Genomic DNA, 26423 nt, shown 5'->3' with positions numbered 1-26423 from the left:
GGCGTGAAGGTGCCGGACGTGAAGACGCTGGTCGAGAAGCTGAAGACCGAAGCCAAGGTGCTGTAAGAGGGAGCGGACGAACATGACGATTCTGGTAATTGCCGAGCACGACGCGGTATCGGCAGGCGGGGCTTCGCCGATCAAGGCCGCGACGTTGAATGCGGTGGCGGCGGCTGCCGAGGTTGGCAAATTCGTCGGCGGCGACGTTCACGTGCTGGTCGCGGGACACGCCGCGCAAGCAGCGGCAGACGCAGCGGCGAAGATTGCAGGCGTGTCGAAGGTGTTGCTGGCCGACGCGCCGCAGCTTGCGGACGGGCTCGCAGAGAACATCGAAGCGACCGTGCTGACCATCGCGGAGCAATACTCGCACATCCTCGCGCCGGCAACCGCCTACGGCAAGAACGTCGCACCGCGCATCGCCGCGAAACTGGACGTCGCGCAGATCTCGGACATCACGGCGGTCGTTTCGGCCGACACGTTCGAGCGTCCGATCTACGCGGGCAACGCGATCGCGACGGTGCAGTCGAGTGATTCGGTCAAGGTGATCACGGTGCGTGCGACGGGTTTCGATCCGGTTGCAGCCGTTGGCGGCAGCGCAGCGATCGAGAAGATCGAAGCGGCGGCCGATGCAGGCAAATCGCAGTTCGTGAGCCGTGAAGTGACGAAGCTGGATCGTCCGGAGCTGACGTCGGCGAGCATCATCGTGTCGGGCGGCCGTGGTCTGGGCAGCGGTGAAAACTACACGAAGGTGCTGGAGCCTCTGGCCGACAAGCTGTCGGCAGCGCTTGGCGCATCGCGCGCGGCAGTCGACGCCGGCTACGTGCCGAACGACTATCAGGTCGGCCAGACCGGCAAGATCGTCGCGCCGCAGCTGTACATCGCGGTCGGCATCTCGGGTGCGATCCAGCACCTGGCCGGCATGAAGGATTCGAAGGTGATCGTCGCGATCAACAAGGATCCGGAAGCGCCGATCTTCAGCGTGGCCGATTACGGCCTCGTCGGCGACCTGTTCACGCTCGTTCCCGAAGCGGCCGCGGTGCTCTGAGCGATGCCGCTGTTCGAATTCAACGGCATGCGGCCCCGCGTCGATCCGACTGCGTACGTTCATCCGAGCGCAGTCGTGATCGGCGACGTGACGATCGGCGCGGGCTGCTACATCGGCCCGCATGCGAGCCTGCGCGGCGACTTCGGCGCGATCGTCGTCGAGGCAGGAAGCAACGTGCAGGACGGCTGCGTGCTGCACGTCGGCATCGGCGAGACGTGCCGGCTCGGCGTGAACAGCCACATCGGGCATGGCGCGATCGTGCACGGCGCGACGCTCGAACCGGACACGATGGTCGGGATGAACGCGGTCGTGATGGACGGCGCGACGATCGGCGCGACGACGATCGTTGCCGCCTGCGCGTTCGTGAAGGCCGGCTACGACGTGCCGCGCGGCGTGCTGCTCGCTGGCGTGCCGGGGCGCGTGGTGCGGCGGCTGAGCGCCGCGGAGATCGACGCGAAGGCGAATGGCACGCGGGTCTATCAGCGGCTCGCGGTGGATTGCCTGACGACGCTCAGGCAGATCGACGGCGCGTAAGCGATGCGCGTCATCGATCCGGCGGCGATGATTGCCGACGAGAAAACCGTCGTCGGGCGGCGTGAATGCTGCAAACCCGCGTGCGTCGAGCACCGAACGCAGCCGTGCCGACAGCGCGGTGCCATCGATTTTCTCGGGGTTTGTGCGGATGGCGATTGGCCGTCGTGCATGCCGGTCGTGACGTTCGCGCGGGATCGATTGCCTGATGCGGCGTCGTTGTCTTAAGATCGGCGTCAGACCATCCCACCGCCTCCGGCGCCGAATGAAAACGACCTTACGCCTGCGCGTCGCCATCATCGCTTCGGCTTTCGCCGTCTATCACGTATTCATGCACGTCCAGTGGGTCGCCAGCGGTTGCATCGCGTTCCTCGGCAGCCGGCATTGCAGCTTCGAGAACAGTGCCAATTTTGAAGGAATGATGGACCTCGACCTGCTGCTGACCTGCGCGTGGGTCGCGGGCGCGATGATGGGGTGGTTCGCCATCGCACGTGCGCCGAGGAAGCCCGGCTTACCGAGCGGGCGTCCCGCAGCCGCCTATCGAGTGCGCACCGGCGCGGGCCGGTCGTGCAGGAACGCGAGCGACAGCGCCGCGAGACCGCAGCTCGCGATGAGCATCAGCAACGCGCCCTTGCCGGCGTACACCATCACCCAGCCGCCGACCGACGGAAAGCCGAACGTGCCGATGAAATACGACGCGACGAACCACGTCAGCACGCCGTGCCGTTGCGTATCCGCGCAATCGTCGAGCGCCTGCGCCTGGATGACCGGATACATGAGCCCGTAGCCGGCGCCGAGCAGCACGGCCGCGACGGACTGTAGCGATGCATGCTCGGCGGCGCCGAACATGGCGAGCGCACCGAGCATCATCATCATGAGCAACCCCTTGGTCGCGGTTTCGGGGCGCGCCATCCTAACCCATTTCCCGAGCAGCCAGCGCGCACTCAGCACCGTCATCGTGTAAAGGCTGAAGAATGTGCCGGCACGCGCCTGCGTGCCTTGCGTGAGCGTCATCTGGAACGTCATCAGGCCGGAAAACACGCAGGTGCCGAGTGCGATCATCGCGATCGGCGCGGCCGCGCGTGTGCGCGAGATGGCCCGGAGTTCGCGCACCCAGCGGCCACCGGACGCAGCGGCGGGCGGGTGCGGACACAGGCGACCGAACGCCTCGAACATCAGCGACGCGATCGCGCACAGCGCGCCGACCGCATAAAGCGTGTCGTCGATCGACCAGTGGAGCAGGCGCATCGCATACGCCGAGAACGCCGGGGACATGCCGATTCCCGTCATCTGGAAGGTCGCCGAACGGAAGAACCACACGTTTCGGGTGGCGCCGCTCGTGCGTTCGGCAAGCGACATCGGCGCTGCCAGATGAAACGCGCCCCAGCCGAAGCCGACCAGGAAGCCGGACGGCAAATCGGCCGCCGGCGCGCGCCCGACGAGTGCGAAGCCGACGATGCCGGCGCCGATGCACAGAGACGACAGCGCGGCGATCCGCGCGGCGCCGATCTGCCGCGAGAACCAGCCGACCACCGCCAGACCGGCGAAGGTGCCGACGGTCGCGGCGGCCAGTGCGGCTCCGGTATCGAGATCGCTGCCGCCAATCGCGCGAAAGCGCATCGACAGCAGGAAGGTTGCGCCGTAGCCGCCCGCGGTGAGCAGGGTGCCGACGAGAAAGAGCAACGCAGTTTGAACGCGCATGACAGCCATCCGGGGCGGCAGAGACGGTCAGGAAATCGTCGATTGCGAGACAGTATGGACCAGGACCGATGCGGGATGCCCGCATTTGCGATGACGGGATCGTGCCGTCGGTTTATGCCGGACATGGCTTGAACATGGTGCGCAGGACGCGCCGTTTCGTGCGGTGCGGCCCGCGTCGCAGGCGCCGCACGATGACGCTGAATTCGTCGGATCAGCGTCGTTGCACGGCGCCGCTCACGGCGTTTTCTTCGCTCGTTCGCGCGTCTCGCGCGGCCTTTGCTTTCCCCTGTGCGCTGCACTAGATTCGAAGCATTACTTGCCACCGAACGCACGAGGTGAAACCATGACGCCATGGGAAATTCAGGGAACCGAACTGATGAACTGCAATTGTTCATACGGTTGCCCCTGCCAGTTCAATTCGTTGCCGACGCACGGCAACTGCGAAGCGATGGGTGCGATTTCGATCGACAGCGGCCACTACGGCGACGTCGTGCTCGATGGCGTCCGGATCGCGGTCGTGTTCCAGTGGCCGGGGCCGATTCACGAGGGCCACGGACGGTGCCAGCCGATCGTCGACGAGCGCGCGAGTCCCGCGCAGCGCGAGGCCGTGCTGAAGATCATGACCGGTCAGGACACCGATCCGTTCGCGACGATGTTCTCCGTGTTCGCGTCGACGCTCGAGCACGCATACGATCCGATCTTCGCGAAGATCGATTTCGACGTCGATGTCGATGCGCGGCGCGGCCGGATCGGCGTCGAGGGCGTGTTCGACATCGTCGGCGAACCGATCCGCAATCCGGTGACGGGCGCGGAGCATCGCGCGCGGATCGACCTGCCGCACGGCTTCGAATACGAGCTGGCCGAGATCGGTTCGGGCACCGGCCGGTCGCATGGCCACATCGAGCTGAATCTCGAGCGGAGCTACGCGCAGTTCGCGCGGCTGCACCTGAACAACCACGGGCTGATCCGGCATCGCGTCGCGGCATGATCCCCGTCGGCGATTTTCTCGGGCGCGAGCGCGTCGTCACGCTGCTCGGCATGACCGCGCTCGTCGGCGCGTGCTGGGTCTACCTGTGGACGGGCGCGGGTACCGGCATGTCGGCGCTCGACATGACGGCGGTGGCGTTGTTCCCGCATCGGCTGGCCGACGACATGGGGACCATGGATCCGTCGCTTGCGACCGTGGTCCTGATGTGGTGGGTGATGATGATCGCGATGATGACGCCCGGCGCGGCGCCGCTCGTACTGTTGTACCGGCGGGTGCTGCGGCATCACGGTGCGCAAGGAGCCGGGGCGGCTTTGACGTCGGCGTTCCTGCTGGCGGGCTATCTGGCCGCGTGGCTCGCGTTTTCGGTCGCCGCGGCCGTGCTGCAGACGCTGCTGCAGCCCGCCGGCCTGATCTCCGGAATGATGCTGTGGTCGAAGAGCGCCGTATTGTCCGCGATCGTCCTCGCGCTGGCCGGCGCCTATCAATTCTCGCCGCTGAAACAGGCGTGCCTGCGGCAATGTCGGTCGCCGGTCCGGTTTCTCACGACGTACGGGCGCCCGGGACTCACGGGCAGCTTCCTGCTCGGCGTGCGGCACGGCGCGTATTGCGTGGGCTGCTGCTGGCTGCTGATGGCGCTGCTGTTCGTCGGCGGCGTGATGAACGTCGTGTGGATCGTCGCGTTGTCACTGTTCGTGCTCGTCGAAAAGGTGCTGCCGGGCGGCGAGCGCGTTGGCCGCGCACTGGGCGTCGTGCTGATCGCGTGGGCGGTTGCGACGTTGCTGGTGTAGCGGGCGCGTTCGTCGTTGGCGGAACAACGGAGTGTCCCGATGAAAATCCGATACCTCGCCGTCACCGTTCTCGGCGCGATGGCCGTCGTTGCGACGCCGGTGCGTGCGGGCGGGAGCATGCCCGACATGAACATGGGCGACATGAAGATGTCGGCGCCGGATTCGGCGTTGACCGATGCCGAAGTGAAACGGATCGATGCCGCGCACGGCATGGTGACACTGAAGCACGGCGCCCTCGAGAACGTCGGGATGGCGCCGATGACGATGGCGTTCAAGGCCGGCGACCCGGCGATGATCGAGTCGCTGCACGTGGGTGACAAGATCAAGGTCCGGGTCGAGCGCGTGGGGGGCACGCTGACGATCGTGAAGCTCGTGCAACGGCAGTAACGGTCGCGCAAGCGACCGCTTGCCTGGCGACCGTCACGGGCCGGTCGCCGGCGCTAACCCGGTCCGTCACCGGAATCGCCGCCGGCTTCGGCAAAATTCAACTCGACGCCATTGCCGGCCGGGTCGGTGAAAAACAGCTGCAACTGGCGCGTGAGCGGCACGTACGTGCGTGAGTACCGGACCTGCGCGTCGGCCAGGCGCCGTTCCATGTCGGCGGCGTTCTCGCATGAAAATGCCATATGGTCGAACGTGTTGACGACGTGCGGCGGCCGGACCTCGCCGGGCCGCGCTTCCGACAGGTGGAGGATCGCCTGCGCCCCCGCGTAGAGCCAGTAGCCGTTGCTCTGGAACGGCGGTCGGTAGCCTGGCTGGAGGCCCACGACGTTCACATAGAAATCGCGCAGCGTATCGAGCGTGGCACGATCCGCGCGCAGGTTGTAATGATTGAGTCCGATGACTGACATGGCAGGTTGTCCGGTTCGAGCAAGGTGCGCACCGCACAGCATCGCGCAACGCGGGGTGTCGTGTCACCCCCGAATGCCTTTGACCGCCGCTGCCGGGCGCGCGAGCCCGCGCGCCGGCAGTGGCGTCGACATCACGATCGACGTGCGCGTTTCGCCGTAGAGGTTGATGCGCTCGATCAGTTGCTCGAGGTGCGCCATGCTGACGGCGACGAACCGCATCACGTAGGAATCCGCGCCGGTCACGTGATGGCACTCGACCACTTCGGGAATTGTCTCCAGCAGCTTCAGGAATTTCGCCTTCGCCGGCTGCTGCACCGTGATGCCGATCAGCGCGCTCACCGGGTAGCCGGCCGCGGCCGGATTGACCCGCGCCGTGTAGCCGTCGATCACGCCCGCCGACTCGAGGCGCTTCACGCGTTCCGTGACCGCCGGCACCGACAGGTGAACCTGGCGCGCCAGTTCCGTGTAGCTGATGCGGCCGTTGGCCTGCAGCAGCGCGAGTATCTTCCAGTCGAGTTCATCCATCGCGGCGGAGTTTTTAAGGTGAAAGGCTCATTTTTCCTTAAAAACCGCCTTCAGCGGCGACCGGACTTTCCCTACGATGCGGTTCATGTCATTGCACGTCGCGAGGAGCCGGCCATGCTGTTCATCAAGTCCGTCGTGATGGGGTTGTCGATCGCGGTGCCGGTCGGCCCGATCGGCATGCTCTGCATCCAGCGCAGTCTGAGCCGCGGCTTTCACGCGGGGTTCGCGACGGGCATCGGCGCCGCGTGCGCCGACGCGATCTACGGGCTGCTCGGGGCGCTGGGCGTCGCCGGCATCGTCACTGCGTTTCCGATGCTGACCGTCACGCTGAAAATCGTCGGCGGCGCGTTCCTCGTGTGGCTGGCCTGGTCCATCTCGCGGCAGGCGCCGGCCGCGTCTGCGGTGCACGACGTGCCGCGCGCGACCGTGCTTCGCGATTTCCTGACGACCTTCGGCCTCACGCTGTCGAACCCGATGACGATCCTGTCGTTCGTCGGGATCTTCGCGGCGCTCGGCCCGCTGGCGGGCACGCAGGAAGGCGCGATGGGGCCGCCCGTGACCTTGATGGTCGCGGGCGTGTTCCTCGGATCGGCGACGTGGTGGCTGTGCCTGAGCAGCGCGACCGCCGCGTTGCGCACGAAGATGCCGCTGACGTTCATGCGCGGGCTGTCGCGCGTATCCGCAGCCGTGATCGCGGTGTTCGGCGCGATCCAGTTGATCGCGGGCATGCACGGCGTCGTCTGGTCATGACGCGAATCGCGGCATCGACACACCGCGCGCGCGGTCAGAACGTGTAGCTGACCTTGCCGAACGCGGTGCGGCCGAGCGTGTTGTAGCCGTACGCGGTCATGTACTGACGGTCGAACAGGTTCGACAGCGTCGCCGACACCGTCAGGTGCGAATTGATCCTGTACGACGCGCGCAGGTTCACGGTCAGGTACGACGGCAGATAAGTCGTGTTGGCCGGGTCGTCGAACGTCGTGCCGCCGTAGTTCAGCGACGCGCCCGTGCTCAGTGCATGCAGGTGGAATTCGTCCCACGTGTGGTCGACGTTGACGCTGACCGTCTGGCGCGGCCGGCGGTTGAGCCAGCTGTCGTTGGTTTCGTCCTGGGGATTCAGGAAACCAATCGCGATGCTCACTGGCGTATGGCTGCCGATCGTGCCCTTGTACGACAGGTCGATGCCGCGGATATGCGAGCGACCGATGTTCATCGGCGAGCGCGTCGCGGGGTTGTACGCGATCAGATTGTTGATGCGCGTGTCGTAGATCGCGGCGCTGAACGTGCCGTACGCCGTGTTCGCGTCGAGCGCGGCCTCGACCGAATCGCTGCGTTCCGGGCTCAGGTCCGGATTGCCGTAACCCGGGTAGTACAAGTCGTTGAACGAGGGAAGGCGGAACGCGTTGCCGTAGGACACGCGGGCCGTATAGACCGGCGTGATGGCCCACGACAGCGCAGCATTGCCGGTGTTGACGGCTTTCCCGGCGATGATCTCGTGCCGCCCCGCGACGAACATCGTCACGCTGCCGAGCGTCGCCGACTGATGCAGCGAGAACGCGGAGTCGTTGCGCGTGGGCACGCCGTCGGGCACGTCGACCGGCAGGAATGCCTGTTCGCGCGTGAAGTCGTACGCGAGCTTCGTCTCACCCGACAGCGGCAGGCCGAACAGTCGGAAGCCATGCTCCTGGTGGGTCAGCGACGTCGACGAACTGATGCGCTGCGAATTGATCTGGTCGGTCGGGATCGTCGGGTCGCTCGCATACAGGAACTGGCGGTCGTTCGCATAACCGAACGACTGGTCGAACTGGGTGTCGGGTGTGATGTCGAGATGGAACGCGATGCCGGTCGTCAGCTGATGATCGAGCTCGCGATTCGCAAAGCCGGCGTTGTCATAGGACAGGTCGGAGCGGTGATACAGCGAGAACGTCGAGATCGACCAGTTGTCGCGCGCGTAGCCGAGTCGCGCATCGAGGTCCTGCGCATGATACGGATTGCGGCCGGCCTCGTGCCCGTACGCGAACGGTCGCGTCGCGTCGATGCCGGCCGTGTTGTAGTCGTGCAGGCCGAGCGTGTAGGTGAGGCCGCCGAGCGCGGCGAGCGGCCCCGTCGACGGCACGGTGCCCGACGTGCGCAACTGCGTGTCGAAGGTCTTGTTCGAGCCGCCGCCGAACGACACGGTCGTCTGGTTCGGCTGGCCGGCGGCGCGGCGCGTGAACAGTTGCACGACGCCGCCCATCGCATTTGCGCCGAACGATGCGGCGGCCGGCCCCGAGATCACCTCGACGCGTTCGAACGCGTCGGTCGGCAGGTCGGCCCACGGTGCGATGCCGGTCGTCGGCGAGCCGATCCGGATGCCGTCGATGAACACCGCGACCTGGTTGGCGGACGAGCCGCGGATGCTCACGGACGCGGACGAGCCGGGGCCGCCGTTTTGCGAGACGGTCACGCCCGGCAGCGTCGCGAGCGCCTGCGTGATGCTCGGGTCGCTCGGCGACAGCCGATCGAGATCGGCGCGCGTGAGCACCTGCGTCGTCGCATAGCGCTGGTCGAACGATTCGGGCAGGTGCCGTGTGTCGGTCACGCTGATCGTCGGCAGGTCGGCGGCTTCGGCGGGTTGGGGCGGCTGCGGGAGCGCCGCATCGCCTGCGGCATGGGCGATCGGGGCGAACAGCGCCGTGGCGGCGGACGTGGCGAGAAGGTGGCGAAGATTCATGAGGCAATGAACGTGATCGTGTTGCAGGTACGGCGAGCGTAAGCGGGTGGCGGTGCGTACCGCCCGGGTTCGTGTTGGTCTATCGCGAGACCGGGGAGCGTGGGCGGTCGTCGCGAGGATCGGACGACACGGCACGGCGCACGCGTGCGCACACGCCGCGCCCATGGCTGGCGGGCGCGACGGCACGACGCTTCCGGCGAGGAAGCGGAGGCGGAAAGACTGGACATCTGAAGGGTCCTGAGGTCGGGCCGTCCATGCAACGGGGCGACCGCCAAAGGTGGCGCCTGGCGCTCCGGGACACCCCGCCCGGCGCGGCTGCTTGGACCTCGGGTCGATGGCAGGTCTCCTGGCTCGCGGGTCGCTATTCGCACCGGCCTTCCCGGTTTCCCAGTGGCGTGGGGTAGTGCGGATTCGCCGCTCACAGTTGCGGGGGCAGCCGCAGATTCGAGGCGCTGCCTCTTCTGCGTTCCCTTTTCATCCCGTCTCCGGGAACCATCAGCGCGCAAGCGTAATGGCGAGCGCTCCGGCGCGTCAATTGGCGAAGCGCGCAGGGATGCGAAAAAACGTCAGTGATCGCCGGATTTTTTCCAAATCCATTCTTGCGAGACACGCCGGCCGCTTTACATCTGATGAAATGGGGCGCTGGCCGCGCGGCAATCGCGCCGGAACCGGCTCGGCGCGACACCCGTCCATCGCACGAACGCCCGCCGGAATGCTTCCTCGCCGCCGAACCCGAGATGCGCGGCGATTCGCGCGACCGGCCAGTCCGACTCGCGCAGGCAGCGCCGTGCGACGTCGGCGAGACACTGCTCGTGCAGCGCGTGATAGCCGCTGCCTTCGGCAGTCAGCCGCCGTCGCAACGTCGCCTCGCTGACGCCGAGCCATCTCGCCAGTTCGGCGAGCGTGGGCAGCGCCTGCTCGCGCGCGAGCGCCGCGTCGAGAAAGCCGCGTACCTGCTGCGCCCATGACACGACGGCCGGCGCCGCATCGATCAGACGAAACGGAAAATCGACGAGGAACGCGGCCAGTTCGCCCGGCTGGCGGATCACGCGGGCATCGAGCTGCGCGGCGTCGAATGCGAAGCCATAGGTTTTGCGGCCGACGTTGACCGGCGCATTGAACAGCCCGAGCAGCGGCATCGCGTCGTCGCGGCGCTGATGGCCGAGCCAGACTTCGTCCGGCCGCAGCGGCTGCCCGATGAGCCAGCCGAACAGTTGCAGATAGCAGAACAGCCCCGTCAGGTCGACGAGGCACGCGGCCGGGCTGCGCGTGCGGCGCAGCGAATCCATCCGGAACGTCGCGCGCGCGTCACGCACCGCGAGCGACAGCGCACCGGCGCGCGGCGTCAGCATCTCGCAGAACTCGGCCGCGCAGCGGATCGCGTCGGCGAGCGTCGTGCAACTGAGCAGGCAGCGGCACATCAGGTCGACTTCCTGCTTGCGCATCGGCGGATGGCCGTTGCCGCGCGCGACTTGCGCCTCGAGCCGCTCGATGGCGTCGCGGTACAGCGCGACGAAGCCGCCTGGCGTCGTCGACGCGACGTCAGCGGCCGACGTCGCCGGTCGTTCCACTGGCGGTGCGCCGCTGCGCGTCAACTCGTCCCGCAGGCGGTCGCCGAGGCCCGGCAGCATGCGACCGCGTGCCGGCAATGCGCGTTGTTTCATATCTCTGCCGATCTGAGCGTTGCGACAGGGGCGGGTGAGCGGGCCGGTAGGGGTTCGCCGGCCGTCGCCACGCAAGAATGTTATCCACGCCGGCCGCTTCCGGCCTCGCCGGAACGGCGTAGGCGGCCGGCATCGCATTGCGCCACGAACGAACCGAGACGGCCCGCGAATGATCCAGATCGTAGACGAAATCACCCTCGCACCCGAACGCATTCCCGACGTGCTGGCGCTGCTCCGCGACCGTTATTTGCCGGGCCACGCGGCGCGCGGACTGACGGCGGCCGGCCGCTGGGTGTCGCCGCCCGTCGCGGTGCCGGGGCAGCCGAGCACGCTGTGGCTGACGTGGCAGGTTGCCGATGCGCCGGCGTACTACCGGATGCGCGCGCTGACCGACGGTGACGTCGTTGCGTTCTGGACAGCCATCGATGCGCTGTGCGACGCCCGCCGCCGCCATGTGATGACGGACGCCGATGCACCGCTGCCTGCACTGACGGAGGTCGACCATGCGGCATGACACGGCGCAGATATTCGTTTCGGCGACCGACGATGCCAGCGCGGTCGAGCGTGCATTGCGCGACGCCGCGCATGCGCTGCCCGGCGCGACCCGCGTTGCGCTGGCACGCAATCTGGAAGGCTGCTGGAACGCTGGCGACTACACGCTCGACGTGCTGCGCGACGAACGGGCGACCGACCACGCGCCGGGCTTCACCGCGCTGGCCCGCATACCGGGCGTCGTGCGGATCGACGGCGCCGCATGCCGGGCGATCGGCGGCGGTCTGCGCGAGCCGGCGCTGCGCGACGGCGTATGGCGCACGCTGATGTTGCGCGTGCGGCCGGAGGCCGACGAAGCCCAGGTACGCGACCTCGAGCGCGAGTTGCTGCGCATGCCCGCGTTCATGCCCGGCATCCGCAACTGGCGGCTGAGCAGGATCGTGACGCCGGGTGCGTGGACCCACGTCTGGCAACAGGAATTCGCGCACGTCGGCGATCTGCTCGGCGAGTACCTGCTGCATCCGTATCACTGGGGCTGGGTCGACCGCCGCTTCGACGCCGAAAGCCCCGACTGGACGGTCGATGCGATCGCGCACGCGTTCTGTCCGCTCGCGTCGAGCCTGCTGGCCGACACGGCGGCGTGACGCGCGGCGCACGCGACCCGCCGCCATGCAAACGACAACCCTGGAGACACCACCATGCGAGCCTTGCTGATCGACCGCATCGGTCATTCCGACGCGCTGCGAATGGCCGACGTTCCGGCACCGAGGCCGGGCCCCGGCGACGTGCTGATCCGCGTCGCGTACGCGGGTGTCAATCCCGCCGACTGGAAATGCCGCGAAGGCTATCTCGGCGCGTTCATGCGGATCACGTTTCCGTTCGTGATCGGCTTCGACGCGGCCGGTGTGGTCGAGGCGGTCGGCGATGGCGTGGAAGGATTCGCGCCCGGGATGCGCGTGTTCGCGCAGACCGACGTCGGCGCGGGGCGCTGGGGCGCGTATGCGGAATACGTCGCGGTGCGGCACGACTCGGTCGTGCGCCTGCCCGACACGGTCGGCTTCGCGGAAGCGGCCGCCACGCCGACCCCCGCGCTGGCGGCGTGGGCGGGCCTGTTCGACGACGGCGGGCTGCGTGATGGGCAGACCGTGCTGGTGCACGGCGGCGCGGGCGCGGTCGGCACGTTCGCGATCCAGCTTGCCGCGCAGGCGGGCGCGCGCGTCGCGGCGACGTGCTCGGCCCGCAACCGCGCGAGCGTCGAGGCGCTCGGCGCGGCGGCGAGCATCGACTATCGCGCACAGGACATCGCCGCGGCCGTGCGGGCGTGGGCGCCCGGCGGCGTCGATCTGGTGCTCGACGCGGTCGGCGGCGCCACACTGGCCGATGCACTCGACCTGCTGGCACCGGGCGGCACGCTCGTCAACATCATGACGCTCGCGGCCGGCGACGCGGAGCGATTGGCCGCGACGGGCGCCGAAGCCGCGAAGCGCGGCCTGCGCACCGCGATGACGTACAGCCGGATGCCGAGCGGCGCCACGCTGGCAGCGATCGCGGAACGGCTCGGCCGTGGCGCGCTACGCGTGCCGCGCTTCGAGAGTTTTCCGCTCGAACAGGCGGCGCGTGCACTCGATCTCGTTCAAACGGGCGACGCGAAAACCAAGTTCGTGTTGCACGTTGCAGATATCGCGGGCTGACGCAGAACGGCCCGCACATGACACCCCTTTTACCGGAGACATCATGACCGACTCCCGAACCGCGACGCTTGCGGGCAAATGCGCGCTCGTGACCGGCGCGAGCCGCGGCATCGGCCGCGCGATCGCGCAGCGCCTCGCGTCGGAAGGCGCGACCGTCGTCGTGACGGCGCGCAGCCTCACGCAGTCCGCGACGAGCGCCGGCACGCTCGCCGAAACGGTCGCGCTGATCGAGCAGGCGGGCGGCCGCGCGATCGCACTGGCGGCCGACCTGTCGAACCCGGCCGAGCGCGACGCGCTCGTCGGGCGCGCGGCGAAGGCGGCCGGCGGCCTCGACATCCTCGTAAACAACGCGGGCGTGGCCGACTACGCGCGCGTCGACGCGATGCCGATGGCGATGTTCGACACGACGATCGAGCACTATCTGCGCATTCCGTTCGCGCTGAGCCAGGCAGCGATTCCGCTGATGCGCGCGCGCGGCGCCGGCTGGATCGTGAACGTCGGCTCGGTCACGGCGCTCGCGCCGCTGCGGCCGTTCGACGATTTCTCGCGCGCGGGCGGCGCGACCGTCTATGCGGCGGTCAAGGCCGCGCTGGCGCGCTTCACGCAAGGGCTCGCGGCCGAGCTCGAAGCCGACGGCATCGCGGTGAACCTGGTCGCGCCGAGCACCGCGATCCGCACGCCGGGCGCGGCCCGCTACATCCCCGAAGGCTATCCGACCGAGGACGTCGCGTATCTCGCGGAAACCGCGCTCGCGCTGTGCAGCCTGCCGGCAAGCGAGCGCACGGGCCTCGTCACGCACAGCCTGCATTTCCCGCTGTCGCAGGGGCTCGCGGTGCGCTCGCTCGACGGCCGCACGCCGTTGCCGCCACCCGTGATTCCCGCATACGCGCATCCGCGCATCGACCCGACAGGACATTGACATGACGACTTCGATTCGCTTCGACGGCGGTACCGCCGTGATCACCGGCGCGGCCAGCGGTATCGGCAGCGGGCTCGCGCGCCACGCCGCCGGGCTCGGCATGCGCGTGGTGCTGGCCGATCTCGACGGGGGGAAGCTCGACGCGTTCGCCGCGACGCTCGACACCGACGTGCTGTGCGTGCCGACGGACGTCAGTCGCCCTGAAGCCGTCGATGCGCTGGCCGACGCCGCATGGCAGCGCTTCGGCGGCGTCGACCTGCTGTTCAACAACGCGGGCGTGATGGCGACCGGCTTCAGCTGGGAAATCACGCCGGAACGGTTCGAGCGCAGTTTCGCGATCAACGTGCACGGCGTGATGAACGGGATCCGCAGCTTCGTGCCGCGCATGCTCGAGCGCAACGTGCCCGCGCGCATCGTCAATACGGCGTCGGTCGGCGGCTTCCTGCCGAGCCCGTTGATGTCGCCTTACTCGGCGACGAAATTCGCGGTGGTCGCGCTGACCGAATCGCTGCACGGCGAGCTCAAGATGCTCGGCGCGCCGGTCGGCGTATCGTTGCTCGCGCCGGGCCCGGTGCAGACGGGCATTTTCAACGACCCGTTCGGCGCCGCGCACGACCGGCCCGAGGTGCAGGGCTTCGTCGACACGATGCGCGCGATGCTGAACGCGCACGGACTCACGCCCGACGCATTCGCGGCGCGGGCGTTCGACGGCATTCGCGACGGGCGTTACTGGCTGATTCCGCAGCCGGAGACGATCGACGGCGCGCTGCAGCGGCGCACCGCGGACATCCTCGCCGCGCGCGATCCGTCGCTGCCGTCGTTGTGAAGTCATGGCGCGGGCCGGCCGACCGACGCGGCCGGCTCACGCCGGGTTACATATGCGTGCCGGCGTGCGTGCGGCCGCTGGGTTCGCCGCCGCGGTCGGGTGGCGTATTGTTCTGATCGATCTTCGCGAGCACGAAGCCGGCGTGCGGCAGCGCGGCGGGCGAACGGTGGGCGGCCTGCGCGACCGGGTCGTGCGGCGAAGTGGCGGAAAAACCGGATGACGTCGCGCCCGGTTGCGCGAACGCCGTGAGGGATGCTGCCGCGAGGGCGGCGGCGACGATCGCGTGCGTGTTCATGGCGACTCCTTCTTCACGACTGACTGCGGGACAACGCATTCAGTGTAGGGCGCGAAACTTAACGCGACGTGAAGGAGTGGCGGCGCGCGGATGACGGGATGTTCATGCAGTCATCCGCGCGCCGCGACGCTCACGCGGATGCGGCGACCAGCGCGCAGAAGTTCTCGAGATCGACGTTGCCGCCGCTGATCACGATGCCGACGCGCTTGCCTTTCAGTTCGTCCTTCATCCGGCGCGCGGCCGCGAGCGACAGGCAGCCGGTCGGCTCGACGACAATCTTCATACGGGTTGCGAAGAAGCGCATGCAGTCGACCAGTTCCGCGTCGGTCGCGGTCAGGATGTCGTCGACGTCGCGCCGCAGGATCGGGAACGTCAGGTTGCCGAGGTGCTGCGTCTGCGCGCCGTCGGCGATCGTGCGCGGCGTGTCGATATGGACGATCGACCCGGACCGGAACGATTGCTGTCCGTCGTTGCCGGCTTCCGGCTCGACGCCGTACAGCTTCGCGTGCGGCGACAGCGCGCGCGTCGCGAGCGCCGTGCCCGACAGCAGGCCGCCGCCGCCGAGCGGCGTGAACACCGCGTCGAGCGGCCCGACCTCGTCGAACAGTTCCTTCGCCGCCGTGCCCTGGCCCGCGATCACGTCCGCGTGGTCGTACGGCGGCACCAGCGTGAGCCCGTGCTTCTCCGCGAGCGCGCGGCCGATCTGCTCGCGGTCCTCGGTGTAGCGGTCGTAGGTCACGACGTTGCCGCCGTAGCCGCGCGTCGCGGCCATCTTCGCGGCCGGCGCGTCCTGCGGCATCACGATCGTCGCCGGGATGCCGAGGATGCGCGCCGACAGCGCGATCGCCTGTGCATGGTTGCCGGACGAGAACGCGACGACGCCGTTGCGTCGCTGCGTCGCGTCGAAGCGCGACAGCGCGTTGAACGCGCCGCGGAACTTGAACGCGCCCATGCGCTGCAGGTTCTCGCACTTGAAGAACACCTGCGCGCCGAGCGCTTCGTCGATCGTTCGCGACGTCATCACGGGCGTGCGGTGCGCGCGGCCGTCGAGCCGTGCCGCGGCGGCCGCGACGTCGTCGTAGGTGGGGAGGGTCGGAGTGTTCATGAGTCGCTCGTCGGAAGAGTCGGTCAACAGGTCAGCGGGGCGCATCCGCCTCACGCATCATTTCGCATCGTTGTATACGGTGGCGCGCGACACGCCGAGATGCTGCGACACGATTTCCATCGCGCGGCGCACCTCGAGGAAGCCGTCGGCCTTCAGCGTCTGCATCAGCTCGCGGCGCTGGTCGGTCTTCAGTTCGCGCGGCGTGGTCGCGAGGCGCGTCGCGAACGCGTCGATGCGCTGCCGGATCGCGTCCGCGCCGGCCGGGTCGAGCGTTTCGGCGACCGGCGCGCCTTCGGTGCTGCAGAACTGGTTCAGCATTCCCTGGAAACCGCGGAACAGCGTGACGTCCGCGTTCAGGCATAGCGCGGCCACATAGCGGCCGTTCGAATCCTTGATGCCGATCGACGTGCTTTTCGCCGTGCGGCCGTCGGCGAAGCGGTTCGCGTAGTTCGCGAGCACCTGCGGGAAGTCGTCGTCGTCGATGCGGGCGAGCCCGAGTTCGGTCGCCGGATCGCCGATCGCGCGGCCCGACAGGTTGTTATGGATCGCAAGGATCGCGTGCTTCGGCGTGCGCAGGTCGTGCACGACGACTTCGGTGAACGGCGCGAACATCGCGCCGAGCCCTTCGGCGATGCGCAGCACCTGCTCGATCAGCGACGCCTGTTCCGACTGCGGCCTGGGGCGGGGCGAGGTCATGGTTTGGCCTCGAGCGCGGGCGCGTCGGTCGTTTCCGGCCGCGTGATGTCGGCCAGCAGCGGGCGGGCGATCCGCACGTAGTCGGACGCGTCGAGCACGACCGAGCGGTCGAGGCGGCCCGCGTTGAACGCGATTTCGTCGTTGAGTTCGATCAGTGCGGGGTCGACGACGAGCGTCACGTTCGCGTCGAACACGAACGGCGGCACGGCGCCCATCACGCAGCGCGTGACCGTGGCGGCAAGTTCGGGCGGCGCGAGTGTCGCCTTGCGGCGGCCGACCGCGTCGGCGACCTTGCGGAAATCGATCTTCAGATGGCCTGGGATGACCGCGAGCGCGGTGACGTCGCCGCCGTCCTTGAACGAGCAGAGCATCGCCTTCGCGCCCTGTTCGGGACGCGTGCCGCGAATCGCGGCGATCACGTCGGATTTGCCTTCGGCCGGGTGATCCAGCACGCGGAACCGCGCGCCGGAGGTGTTCAGCAGCTCGCACAGCGCGTCAAAAACGGGATAGTCGCTCATGTCGATCCGGGCAGGAGGGGCGCATCACGGTACGCGGGGGACGGCGTGCCTCGGTTTGCCGTCGATGAATTGTCCAAGTATAGACGTTTTGTCATGTGCATGGCAAAGACCCAAAACAGGGATCGCCACGTTGGTCCTCCCACCAACTGCCGAAAGGCCGTTTCATATCGCGGAATGCGCGCGGAATTCCCGCCGCGCCGCCGTCCCGCCGCTTGAAAACCGGTTTTGCATCGCAAAATGCACCGCTTATCTCATTGAAAAACAAGCAAAATTTATATCTTATGTCTTATATAAGACTTCGCCGAAAGCGCATCGGACGGCGTTACTATTGAGTCCATGCAGTTCGCTTCGTCATACGGAGCGGGCAAGCTGAACCCTTTACTCAAATGCGCTTCGTTCCCAGGAGATTGACATGTCCCAATATCAAGACGACATCAAGGCAGTGGCTGGCTTGAAGGAAAACCACGGCAGCGCGTGGAATGCCATCAATCCCGAGTATGCCGCCCGCATGCGTGCCCAGAACAAGTTCAAGACGGGCCTCGACATCGCGAAGTACACCGCGAAGATCATGCGCGCCGACATGGCCGCGTACGATGCCGATCCGTCCAAGTACACGCAGTCGCTGGGTTGCTGGCACGGCTTCATCGGCCAGCAGAAGATGATCTCGATCAAGAAGCACTTCAACAGCACCGAACGCCGCTACCTGTACCTGTCGGGCTGGATGGTCGCCGCGCTGCGCTCGGAGTTCGGCCCGCTGCCGGATCAGTCGATGCACGAAAAGACGTCGGTCAGTGCGCTGATCCGCGAGCTGTACACGTTCCTGCGCCAGGCCGACGCACGTGAACTCGGCGGCCTGTTCCGCGAGCTGGATGCTGCCAAGGACGCCGCTGCCAAGGCCGCCATCCAGGAAAAGATCGACAACCACGTGACGCACGTCGTGCCGATCATCGCCGACATCGACGCCGGTTTCGGCAACGCCGAAGCAACGTACCTGCTGGCCAAGCAGTTCATCGAAGCGGGCGCGTGCTGCATCCAGATCGAAAACCAGGTGTCCGACGAGAAGCAGTGCGGCCACCAGGACGGCAAGGTCACCGTGCCGCACGAGGACTTCCTCGCGAAGATCCGCGCGATCCGCTACGCGTTCCTGGAACTGGGCGTGGACGACGGCATCATCGTCGCCCGTACCGACTCGCTCGGCGCCGGCCTGACCAAGCAGATCGCCGTGACCAACGAGCCGGGCGACCTGGGCGACAAGTACAACGCGTTCCTCGACTGCGAAGAGCTGTCGGCCGACCAGTTGGGCAACGGTGACGTCGTCATCAAGCGCGACGGCAAGCTGCTGCGTCCGAAGCGCCTGCCGAGCAACCTGTTCCAGTTCCGCGCCGGCACGGGCGAAGCGCGTTGCGTGCTCGACTGCATCACGTCGCTGCAGAACGGCGCCGACCTGCTGTGGATCGAAACCGAAAAACCGCACATCGCGCAGATCGGCGGCATGGTCAGCGAAATCCGCAAGGTCATCCCGAACGCGAAGCTGGTGTACAACAACAGCCCGTCGTTCAACTGGACGCTGAACTTCCGTCAGCAGGTGTACGACGCGATGAAGGCAGAGGGCAAGGACGTGTCGGCATACGACCGTGCGCAGTTGATGAGCGTCGAGTACGACGAGACCGAACTGGCCAAGCTCGCCGACGAGAAGATCCGTACGTTCCAGGCCGATGCATCGCGTGAAGCAGGCATCTTCCACCACCTGATCACGCTGCCGACGTACCACACGGCCGCGCTGTCGACCGACAACCTCGCGAAGGAATACTTCGGCGAACAGGGCATGCTCGGTTACGTGGCGGGCGTGCAGCGTAAGGAAATCCGTCAGGGCATCGCGTGCGTCAAGCACCAGAACATGTCCGGCTCGGATATCGGCGACGACCACAAGGAATACTTCAGCGGCGACGCAGCGCTGAAGGCGGCGGGCAAGGACAACACGATGAACCAGTTCTCGTAATCGTCATACCCGCGGCACGACGCCAACCCGTTCATGACGGGTTGGCGTTTTTTTTATCCGCGCACGGCCTTCACGACGTATTGGCTCGTCGGCACCACGTCGATCTTGTCGAAATCGATGAAGCGTCCGCAGCTGTCCATCATCTCCGCGACGTTGCGCTGGAATTTCTCCTCGTCGCCGACTGCATCGAAGAACGCGTACGGATCGGTCATCGCGGCGGCCGGGAAGCATTCCTCGACGATCGCGTCGTAGCCGGGCGCCGCATGCGTGAGCGCGCGCACGACCACGTTCTGCACGTACAGGAAGTTGTCCTGCGTGTCGATCGCGACGCGCGTGTGATGGCCGTGCCATACGTCGAGCCATGCTTCATGCGTGAGGCGCGGCGGGCGCTTCAGGAACGCGAGCTGCGAGAAGCCGCTCGTGCGCTCGCCGGGCCGCGCCGGAAAGCGCGTGTTCGGAATCGGCTGCGATTCCGTGACGAGATACGCGGCCATGTGCGGGACGATCGCGCGCACCGCGTCGTCGAACGGCTGGCGGAACATCGGGTTCGCGCTGTCGATCCACACCGCGACGATGCCGTCGATGCCCGGGTGCGTGTTGGTCTGCTTCAGGCCGGCGGCCGGCGCGACATCGGCGTCGGCAACGTTGGCCTGCACGCCGTACGCGCCTAGCGACAGCAGCTTGTCGGCGAGCTGCGCGCGCACGCTGCGGCTCCATTGTTCGGGCGCGGCCTGCGCATCGCGCCACAACACATAAATGACTTTCTCCATTGCTCCGGCTCCAAAGGGGATGACGAGGTCGGCGGCGCTGCCGCCGGGTTTCAGGAAGCGTTGACGGCTGGATCGGTCGCGCCGGACGCGTCGTGCGCGCCCGGTGCGAAGCGGTTGGCGGTCAGCGTGAACGACGGCGGAATCGGCGACGTGACGGTTTCGAACAGGCGCTCGTGACGCGTCGCGTGAATACGCCACACGCCGTCGTGCTTCACGTACTGGTCGTCGTAGAACGCGGTGCCGTGTATCAGGTAGTTGTCCTCTAGATTGATCGCATGATCCTCGAGAAACCACACGCCGCACGCATGATCGGCGGACACCAGCGTGAGCTCGGGGTGGTGGCCGTGATGCATCGTCAGGAAGGTCGGCTTGCCGAGCAGTTCGCGCAGGCTGGACACGAATGCGTCGCGGCCGTCGTACGCATAGCGGCCGCCGTACAGGCGCGCCTCGCAGTCCTCGGTCAGGCATTGCGCGAGCAGCGCCCAGTCGTGTGTATCGACCGCGCGGAAATACCGGTACTTCAGCTGGCGGATCTGCTCGTACTCGTGGAGCGTGCGGGTCGTCTCGTCCATCGCCGTGTCTCGTGGTGGTGTCATCGGATGGTAGGAATGAAGCCGCCTGCGTCACATCGTCTGTTCGGACGAACGCCGCGGGAGCTGCGTTCAAGTTCGCCGATACGCGACATCGGGGTTCATCCAAACAGGTGATGGCCTGCCTCCCGTGCGCCTGTAACGTGGCGTCGACGCGGCTTCGATCCGCGCACACGAGACCAAGGAGACGGCATGACCCCGATCGAACGAATGGAAGCGCGCGTGCGCAGGCTGGAGGACGCCGACGCGATCCGCCGCCTGAAGGCGCGCTACTTCACGTGCTGCGACCGGAAGGATCCGCAAGGGATGCGCGACTGCTTCGCGCCCGGCGCGGTGCACATCGACTACGGCCGAATCGGCACGTTCGACCACCGCGATGCGCTCGTCGACGTGTTCGAGCGGCTCGGCTGCCATCCGCACATCGTCGAGATGCACCACGGCGTGAATCCCGACATCACCGTGCTCGACGACACGCATGCGCGCGGCACGTGGGGCCTGCATTACCAGATGCTCGACACCAACGCGCGCACGCTCACGCAGCTCGGCGCGACCTACGACGACGAATACCGGAAGGTCGACGGCGAATGGAAGATCGCGGCCACCCGCTGCGTCGTCACGTCGACGTTGTCCGCCCGCTACGACGGCGATGCGCCGGGCGTGCTATTCGCCGGCGCGCAGCCGCCTGCCGCGTGACGATGCGCACGACCCACTCAGGTTGAAAACATTCCCCAGGAGACATCGAACATGGCACAGAACAACGAGGCGCCCGTCGCCGTCGTGACGGGCGCGTCGCGCGGTGCCGGCAAGGGCATCGCGCGCGCGCTCGGCGCTGCCGGCATGACGGTCTATGTGACGGGGCGCTCGCAGAACGAAGGCGACGCGCCGCTGCCCGGCACGATCCACGAAACCGCGCGCGAAATCGACGCGCTCGGCGGCCGCGGGATCGCCGTCGCGTGCGACCACTCGGACGACGCACAGGTGAAGGCGCTGTTCGAGCGAGTCGAACGCGACAGCGGGCGACTCGACATCCTCGTCAACAACGCGACCTACCTGCACGACCAGCTGATCCTGCCAGGCCCGTTCTGGGAGAAGTCGCTCGATCTCGTGAACATCCTCGACGTCGGGCTGCGCTCGGCGTACGTCGCGAGCTGGCACGCCGCGCCGCTGATGGCGAAGCGCCGCAGCGGGCTGATCGCGTTCACGTCGTCGTTCGGCGCGAGCTGCTACATGCACGGCGCCGCGTACGGCGCGCAGAAGTCCGGCGTCGACAAGTTCGCGAAGGACATGGCTGTCGACCTGAAACCGTTCGACGTCGCGGCCGTGTCGATCTGGATGGGGCCGCTGCGAACCGAACGCACGACGCGCGTGTGGGACGAGCATCCGGACCTCTACAAGGAGTTCTCGCTCGTCGCCGAAAGCCCGGAATTCACCGGCCGCGTGATTCATGCGATCCACGCCGATCCGCAGCGCATGGCGTTGTCGGGGCAGGTGCTGGTCGGCGCGGAAGCCGCGCTGCAGTATGGCATCGCGGATCTCGACGGCAAGCAGCCGCCGTCGTATCGCGAACTGCTTGGCGGGCCCGTGCAGGCTCATCCGGCGATCGTCGCTTAAGGAGCGCACATGGGCATCCTCGAAGGCAAGGTCGCGCTCGTGACGGGCGCGGGGCAGGGCGTCGGGCAAGGCATTGCGCACGCGCTCGCGGGCGAAGGCGCACAGGTGGCCGTGGTCGGCCGCACGCGCGACAAGCTGGTCGCGACTTGCGATGCGATCCGCGCGCGCGGCGGTATCGCGGAGCCGTTCATGTGCGACGTGATGGACGCCGCGCAGATCGCGCGGTGCGTCGATGCCGTTGTCGAGCGGTTTCGCGGCGTGCAGATCCTGATCAACAACGCGCAGGTCGTGCCGCTCGGCCGCCTGCTCGACGTGACCGACACGGATTTTCTCGCGGGCCTCGAGTCGGGGCCGATCGCGACGCTGCGAATGATGCGCGCGTGCCATCCGCATCTGAAGGGGGATGGCGTGATCGTCAATTTCGCGTCGTCGGCCGCGGTGCGCTGGGACGCGTCGGGCTATGGGGCCTACGCGGCGACCAAGGAAGCGATTCGCGCGCTCACGCGTGCTGCCGCATGCGAATGGGGCGCCGACGGCATTCGCGTGAACGCGGTCGCTCCGCATGCGCTGTCGCCGGGGCTGAAGGGCTGGATCGACGCGAACCCGGACGAAGCGGCGGCGTTCTTCCGCACGATCCCGCTCGGCCGCGTGGGCGACTGCGAGCACGACATCGGGCGCGCGATCGTGTTTCTCGCGAGCCGCGACGCCGCGTACCTGACGGGCGCCACCCTGCCGCTCGACGGCGGGCAGGCGTATTGGGGCTGACGGCGAACGCGACGCACATCAAGGGCCGGCACCGATGCACGTGGCAGCGCGTCGCGGCCGGCAAACCGGAATCGGAAAGCATCGAGGAGAAAACGACATGGGTCGACTGGAAGGGAAGGTGGCGATCGTCACGGGCGGCGCGCGCGGGATGGGCGCCGCGACATGCAGGCTGTTCGTCGCGGAGGGGGCGCGCGTCGTGATCGGTGACGTGCTCGACGCGGAAGGCGAGGCGCTGGCGCGCGAACTCGGCGACGCGGCACGCTTCATGCGGCTCGACGTGAGCGACGAACAGAACTGGGCGCGCGTCGCCGATGCGACCGTGGAGCAGTTCGGCCGCATCGACGTGCTCGTGAACAACGCGGCCGTACTGATGTTCGGTGCGATCACCGAATTGTCGAAACGTGATTTCGAGCGCGCGGTATCGGTCAATCTCGTCGGCACGTTCGTCGGCATCCGCACGATCGCGCCGCGCATGATCGCGCAGAAGAGCGGATCGATCGTCAACATCTCGTCGGTGGACGGGCTGCGCGGCGTGAACGCGCTGGCCGCCTACGTATCGAGCAAATGGGGCGTGCGCGGGTTGACGAAGGTGGCGGCGCTCGAACTCGGCCACCAGGGCGTGCGCGTGAACTCGATTCATCCCGGTGGCGTCAACACCGCGATGTCGAACCCGGCCGGCGCGCCGCTCGACGAGATCAACAAGCACTACACGCACGTGCCGCTGCAGCGCGTCGGCTTGCCTGACGAAATCGCGCGTGCGACGCTGTTTCTCGCGAGCGACGAAGCGTCGTACTGCAACGGCGCCGAACTGTCCGTCGACGGCGGGATGGCGGCAGGCGCGTATTACCCCGGATTGCCGGGCGCGCCGTTTTGAGCGGTAGCGCACACAACGCATGCGCGATGGATGTTTGTGTACGCAACCTAATTCAGGGTTTGCCTGAGTAGCGAAAACGCGAATCTGCGCCGCGACATGTTCGCGTGCATCGCATGCGAGCATGTCGCGCGATTTTTCCGTTTTCGCGAAACCCTTGCAGGACGGATGTTCCAGCCGTTTCGTCCCCAAAGCTCACGCGTCGGCGCAGTAAAAAGGACATGCCGGCAAGCGGCATGCCGGCGCGTCGTCACAGTTGTTTCTTGTTGCAACGCAACGCCCGCCCAATAACGGCGATGGTATGCTGGCCGGCATGGAGTTGTACGGCAGGTTGCTTGCATGGCGAAACTCGCGTTCGCACGCTCATACGAGACATCACATTCTCTCGCCCGCATCGCGGCATCGACACGCGCTCCGCTCGCGTGTGCCGCCTTGCGCGTCGCTGCATCCTGCGCTCCGACCGCATTCCCCATCTCGCGGGCTCGTCCCGCATCCCCCATCCCCGCCCAATAGTCTGGAGACATTCCCATGTCGCAAAACAACCTGGCCGAAGCGACGCACGGCCCGCTGATCGCTCCCCCGGCATTCGTCAAGCATCGCAAACTGATCGACTGGGTGTCGCGTATCGCGGCGCTCACGGAGCCCGATCGCGTCGTCTGGTGCGACGGCTCGCAGGAAGAAAACGACGCGCTGTGCCAGGCGATGGTCGACCAGGGCACGCTCAAGCGCCTGAATCCGGCGAAGCGCCCGAACTCGTATCTCGCGCAGTCCGATCCGTCCGACGTCGCGCGCGTCGAGGACCGCACCTTCATCTGCACCGAATCGCCCGACGACGTCGGCCCGACCAACAACTGGATCGCGCCGGAAGAAATGCGCGAGACGCTGAACGGTCTGTTCCGCGGGTCGATGCGCGGCCGCACGCTGTACGTCGTGCCGTTCTCGATGGGCCCGCTCGGCTCGCCGATCGCGCACGTCGGCGTCGAGTTGTCCGACAGCCCGTACGTGGCCGCGAACATGCGGATCATGACGCGCATGGGCCGCGACGTCTATGACGTGCTCGGCGAGGACGGCGAATTCGTGCCGTGCGTGCACAGCGTCGGCCATCCGCTCGAAGCGGGCCAGAAGGACGTGCCGTGGCCGTGCAATCCGGTCAAGTACATCGTGCATTTCCCCGACACACGCGAGATCTGGAGCTTCGGCTCGGGCTACGGCGGCAACGCACTGCTCGGCAAGAAGTGTTTCGCGCTGCGCATCGCGTCGACGATGGGCCGCGACCAGGGCTGGCTCGCCGAACACATGCTGATCCTCGGCGTGACGTCGCCGGCCGGCAAGAAGTATCACGTCGCGGCGGCGTTCCCGTCCGCGTGCGGCAAGACCAACTTCGCGATGCTGATCCCGCCGCGGGGTTTCGACGGCTGGAAGGTCACGACGATCGGCGACGACATCGCATGGCTGAAGCCGGGCCGCGACGGGCGCCTGTATGCGATCAACCCGGAAGCCGGCTTCTTCGGCGTCGCGCCGGGCACGGGCGTGAAAACCAACCCGAACGCGATCTCGACGCTGAAGGAAAACGTGATCTTCACGAACGTCGCGCTGACGGAAGACGGCGACGTGTGGTGGGAAGGCCTGACCGACACGCCGCCCGCGAAGCTGACCGACTGGCAGGGCAACCCGTGGACGCCGGAGATCGGAAAGGAAACCGGCCGCAAGGCCGCGCACCCGAACTCGCGCTTCACGGCGCCGGCATCGCAATGCCCGTCGATCGACGCGGACTGGGAAGACCCGGCCGGCGTGCCGATCGACGCGTTCATCTTCGGCGGCCGTCGCTCGACGACCGTGCCGCTCGTGACCGAGGCGCGCGACTGGATCGAAGGCGTGTACATGGCCGCGACGATGGGCTCGGAGACGACCGCCGCGGCAGCCGGCCAGCAGGGCGTCGTGCGCCGCGACCCGTTCGCGATGCTGCCGTTCTGCGGCTACAACATGAGCGATTATTTCGCGCACTGGCTGAAGATCGGCAAGCAGATCGAAGGCGCCGGCGCGACGCTGCCGAAGATCTACTGCGTGAACTGGTTCCGCAAGGATGCGAACGGCAAGTTCGTGTGGCCGGGCTTCGGCGAGAACATGCGCGTGCTGAAGTGGATGCTCGATCGCCTCGAGGGCAACGGCGGCGGCGGCGAACATGCGTTCGGCGTGTCGCCGGCCTATGACGACCTGCACTGGAACGGGCTCGACTTCACGCGCGAGCAGTTCGAGGCGGTGACGTCGATGAACGCCGACGAATGGCGCGAGGAACTGAAGCTGCATGCGGCGCTGTTCGACACGCTGAAGCTGCGTTTGCCCACCGAGCTGACCGACACGATGAAGAAGATCGAACAGCGCATCGGCGGCTGACGATCCGAATCGGTGTAACGAAGTAACGACGTGGTGGCATGAACGTCCCGCCGCCGGCATGCATCGCCGGCGGCG

General features: G+C 67.2%; 29 protein-coding genes, 1 pseudogene and 1 riboswitch. Of the genes and pseudogenes, 19 read left to right on the top strand and 11 right to left on the bottom strand.

Translation table 11 applies throughout. The features are described from left to right. Nucleotides 1-82: 82 nt before the first annotated feature. The 4 genes and pseudogenes from DIE08_RS02190 to DIE08_RS35985 all read left to right on the top strand — a co-directional run. The gene (locus DIE08_RS02190) at nt 83-1045 is read left to right on the top strand and encodes an electron transfer flavoprotein subunit alpha/FixB family protein (RefSeq protein WP_124900891.1); all 963 of its coding nucleotides are present in this window, start codon (nt 83-85) and stop codon (nt 1043-1045) included. 3 nt (nt 1046-1048) lie between these two features. Beyond that, nucleotides 1049-1579: a transferase hexapeptide repeat family protein gene (locus DIE08_RS02185; protein ID WP_124900890.1), complete on the top strand. Its 531-nt coding sequence runs from the start codon at nt 1049-1051 to the stop codon at nt 1577-1579. Between the two features lie 3 nt (nt 1580-1582). Then, on the top strand, nt 1583-1804 hold the full coding sequence (locus DIE08_RS02180) for a hypothetical protein (protein ID WP_124900889.1): 222 nt from the start codon (nt 1583-1585) through the stop codon (nt 1802-1804). Nucleotides 1805-1841: 37 nt separating this feature from the next. Continuing rightward, nucleotides 1842-2087, top strand: a pseudogene (locus tag DIE08_RS35985) (hypothetical protein); the annotation flags it as partial. A 26-nt stretch (nt 2088-2113) separates the two neighbouring features. Here the strand turns inward: DIE08_RS35985 and DIE08_RS02170 are convergent. Then, nucleotides 2114-3277: an MFS transporter gene (locus tag DIE08_RS02170; protein ID WP_124900888.1), complete on the bottom strand. Its 1164-nt coding sequence runs from the start codon at nt 3275-3277 to the stop codon at nt 2114-2116. A gap of 343 nt (nt 3278-3620) precedes the next feature. Between DIE08_RS02170 and DIE08_RS02165 the strand changes: the two genes are divergently transcribed. Genes DIE08_RS02165 through DIE08_RS02155 form a run of 3 tightly spaced genes read left to right on the top strand, consistent with a single transcriptional unit; the run spans nt 3621 to nt 5440 of the window. Beyond that, nucleotides 3621-4265: a DUF1326 domain-containing protein gene (locus DIE08_RS02165; protein ID WP_124900887.1), complete on the top strand. Its 645-nt coding sequence runs from the start codon at nt 3621-3623 to the stop codon at nt 4263-4265. Continuing rightward, nucleotides 4262-5053: a DUF2182 domain-containing protein gene (locus DIE08_RS02160; protein ID WP_124900886.1), complete on the top strand. Its 792-nt coding sequence runs from the start codon at nt 4262-4264 to the stop codon at nt 5051-5053. The genes DIE08_RS02165 and DIE08_RS02160 overlap by 4 nt, the downstream gene beginning before the upstream one ends. A 39-nt stretch (nt 5054-5092) precedes the next feature. Beyond that, nucleotides 5093-5440 (top strand): copper-binding protein, encoded by a 348-nt coding sequence (locus DIE08_RS02155; RefSeq protein ID WP_124900885.1) that lies wholly within the window; start codon nt 5093-5095, stop codon nt 5438-5440. A gap of 53 nt (nt 5441-5493) precedes the next feature. On the opposite strand, the gene DIE08_RS02150 is transcribed toward DIE08_RS02155, so the two are convergent. Together DIE08_RS02150 and DIE08_RS02145 are read right to left on the bottom strand one after the other, a co-directional pair. Then, nucleotides 5494-5904, bottom strand: a complete 411-nt coding sequence (locus DIE08_RS02150) for a VOC family protein (RefSeq protein WP_124900884.1) — start codon at nt 5902-5904, stop codon at nt 5494-5496. Nucleotides 5905-5967: 63 nt separating this feature from the next. Then, entirely contained in the window at nt 5968-6429 is a 462-nt protein-coding gene (locus tag DIE08_RS02145; protein WP_124900883.1) for an Lrp/AsnC family transcriptional regulator, read from the bottom strand. Nucleotides 6430-6543: 114 nt separating this feature from the next. Here DIE08_RS02145 and DIE08_RS02140 point away from each other — a divergent pair, with 114 nt between their 5' ends. Next, nucleotides 6544-7179 (top strand): LysE family translocator, encoded by a 636-nt coding sequence (locus tag DIE08_RS02140; protein ID WP_124900882.1) that lies wholly within the window; start codon nt 6544-6546, stop codon nt 7177-7179. Between the two features lie 34 nt (nt 7180-7213). Here the strand turns inward: DIE08_RS02140 and DIE08_RS02135 are convergent, their stop codons facing one another. After that, nucleotides 7214-9142, bottom strand: a complete 1929-nt coding sequence (locus DIE08_RS02135; RefSeq protein ID WP_124900881.1) for a TonB-dependent receptor domain-containing protein — start codon at nt 9140-9142, stop codon at nt 7214-7216. Nucleotides 9143-9460: 318 nt separating this feature from the next. After that, nucleotides 9461-9654, bottom strand: a riboswitch (cobalamin riboswitch). A 108-nt stretch (nt 9655-9762) separates the two neighbouring features. Then, complete coding sequence (locus tag DIE08_RS02130) at nt 9763-10806, bottom strand: AraC family transcriptional regulator (protein WP_124900880.1); 1044 nt, start codon at nt 10804-10806, stop codon at nt 9763-9765. Between the two features lie 169 nt (nt 10807-10975). Here DIE08_RS02130 and DIE08_RS02125 point away from each other — a divergent pair, with 169 nt between their 5' ends. Genes DIE08_RS02125 through DIE08_RS02105 form a run of 5 tightly spaced genes read left to right on the top strand, consistent with a single transcriptional unit; the run spans nt 10976 to nt 14734 of the window. After that, nucleotides 10976-11320: a hypothetical protein gene (locus DIE08_RS02125; RefSeq protein WP_059679445.1), complete on the top strand. Its 345-nt coding sequence runs from the start codon at nt 10976-10978 to the stop codon at nt 11318-11320. Further along, nucleotides 11310-11942, top strand: coding sequence for a Dabb family protein (locus DIE08_RS02120; RefSeq protein ID WP_124622777.1), 633 nt, complete (start codon nt 11310-11312; stop codon nt 11940-11942). Before DIE08_RS02125 ends, DIE08_RS02120 begins: the two co-directional genes overlap by 11 nt. A gap of 54 nt (nt 11943-11996) precedes the next feature. Then, nucleotides 11997-12989, top strand: a complete 993-nt coding sequence (locus DIE08_RS02115; RefSeq protein ID WP_124900879.1) for an NADP-dependent oxidoreductase — start codon at nt 11997-11999, stop codon at nt 12987-12989. A gap of 43 nt (nt 12990-13032) precedes the next feature. After that, nucleotides 13033-13908, top strand: a complete 876-nt coding sequence (locus tag DIE08_RS02110; protein ID WP_124900878.1) for an SDR family NAD(P)-dependent oxidoreductase — start codon at nt 13033-13035, stop codon at nt 13906-13908. A gap of 1 nt (nt 13909) precedes the next feature. Further along, nucleotides 13910-14734, top strand: coding sequence for an SDR family NAD(P)-dependent oxidoreductase (locus tag DIE08_RS02105; RefSeq protein WP_124900877.1), 825 nt, complete (start codon nt 13910-13912; stop codon nt 14732-14734). Nucleotides 14735-14780: 46 nt separating this feature from the next. Here the strand turns inward: DIE08_RS02105 and DIE08_RS02100 are convergent, their stop codons facing one another. From DIE08_RS02100 to DIE08_RS02085, 4 genes are all read right to left on the bottom strand, one after another. Continuing rightward, a complete protein-coding gene (locus tag DIE08_RS02100; protein ID WP_059600498.1) occupies nt 14781-15029 on the bottom strand; it encodes a hypothetical protein in 249 nt (82 codons plus the stop codon). Between the two features lie 130 nt (nt 15030-15159). After that, nucleotides 15160-16134, bottom strand: a complete 975-nt coding sequence (locus tag DIE08_RS02095) for a threo-3-hydroxy-L-aspartate ammonia-lyase (protein WP_124900876.1) — start codon at nt 16132-16134, stop codon at nt 15160-15162. 57 nt (nt 16135-16191) lie between these two features. Then, complete coding sequence (locus DIE08_RS02090) at nt 16192-16830, bottom strand: transcriptional regulator (RefSeq protein ID WP_124900875.1); 639 nt, start codon at nt 16828-16830, stop codon at nt 16192-16194. Then, nucleotides 16827-17348 (bottom strand): YbaK/prolyl-tRNA synthetase associated domain-containing protein, encoded by a 522-nt coding sequence (locus DIE08_RS02085; RefSeq protein WP_124900874.1) that lies wholly within the window; start codon nt 17346-17348, stop codon nt 16827-16829. Before DIE08_RS02085 ends, DIE08_RS02090 begins: the two co-directional genes overlap by 4 nt. 412 nt (nt 17349-17760) lie before the next feature. Between DIE08_RS02085 and DIE08_RS02080 the strand changes: the two genes are divergently transcribed. Further along, complete coding sequence (locus DIE08_RS02080; RefSeq protein WP_059600494.1) at nt 17761-19347, top strand: isocitrate lyase; 1587 nt, start codon at nt 17761-17763, stop codon at nt 19345-19347. A 53-nt stretch (nt 19348-19400) separates the two neighbouring features. Here DIE08_RS02080 and DIE08_RS02075 read toward each other — a convergent pair whose 3' ends face one another. Then, nucleotides 19401-20117 carry an EthD domain-containing protein gene (locus DIE08_RS02075; protein ID WP_124900873.1) on the bottom strand — a complete coding sequence of 239 codons (717 nt, stop codon included), beginning with the start codon at nt 20115-20117 and terminating at the stop codon, nt 19401-19403. Nucleotides 20118-20167: 50 nt separating this feature from the next. Continuing rightward, a complete protein-coding gene (locus tag DIE08_RS02070) occupies nt 20168-20689 on the bottom strand; it encodes a nuclear transport factor 2 family protein (RefSeq protein WP_124900872.1) in 522 nt (173 codons plus the stop codon). Between the two features lie 210 nt (nt 20690-20899). Here DIE08_RS02070 and DIE08_RS02065 point away from each other — a divergent pair, with 210 nt between their 5' ends. From DIE08_RS02065 to DIE08_RS02040, 5 genes are all read left to right on the top strand, one after another. Next, nucleotides 20900-21400: a nuclear transport factor 2 family protein gene (locus DIE08_RS02065; RefSeq protein WP_059600491.1), complete on the top strand. Its 501-nt coding sequence runs from the start codon at nt 20900-20902 to the stop codon at nt 21398-21400. 51 nt (nt 21401-21451) lie between these two features. Next, nucleotides 21452-22318: an SDR family NAD(P)-dependent oxidoreductase gene (locus tag DIE08_RS02060; RefSeq protein WP_124900871.1), complete on the top strand. Its 867-nt coding sequence runs from the start codon at nt 21452-21454 to the stop codon at nt 22316-22318. 9 nt (nt 22319-22327) lie between these two features. Continuing rightward, nucleotides 22328-23083, top strand: a complete 756-nt coding sequence (locus DIE08_RS02055) for an SDR family NAD(P)-dependent oxidoreductase (RefSeq protein ID WP_124900870.1) — start codon at nt 22328-22330, stop codon at nt 23081-23083. 97 nt (nt 23084-23180) lie between these two features. Next, nucleotides 23181-23957 (top strand): glucose 1-dehydrogenase, encoded by a 777-nt coding sequence (locus DIE08_RS02050; RefSeq protein WP_124622758.1) that lies wholly within the window; start codon nt 23181-23183, stop codon nt 23955-23957. 525 nt (nt 23958-24482) lie between these two features. Continuing rightward, nucleotides 24483-26348 carry a phosphoenolpyruvate carboxykinase (GTP) gene (locus DIE08_RS02040; protein ID WP_124900869.1) on the top strand — a complete coding sequence of 622 codons (1866 nt, stop codon included), beginning with the start codon at nt 24483-24485 and terminating at the stop codon, nt 26346-26348. The last annotated feature ends 75 nt before the right edge of the window (nt 26349-26423 follow it).

The sequence above is a fragment of the Burkholderia sp. Bp9004 genome, from assembly GCF_003858025.1.
In the GTDB taxonomy this organism is placed as follows: domain Bacteria; phylum Pseudomonadota; class Gammaproteobacteria; order Burkholderiales; family Burkholderiaceae; genus Burkholderia; species Burkholderia diffusa.
Note: the sequence above shows the minus strand (reverse complement) of the source record. Positions and strands in the feature narration are given on the sequence as shown.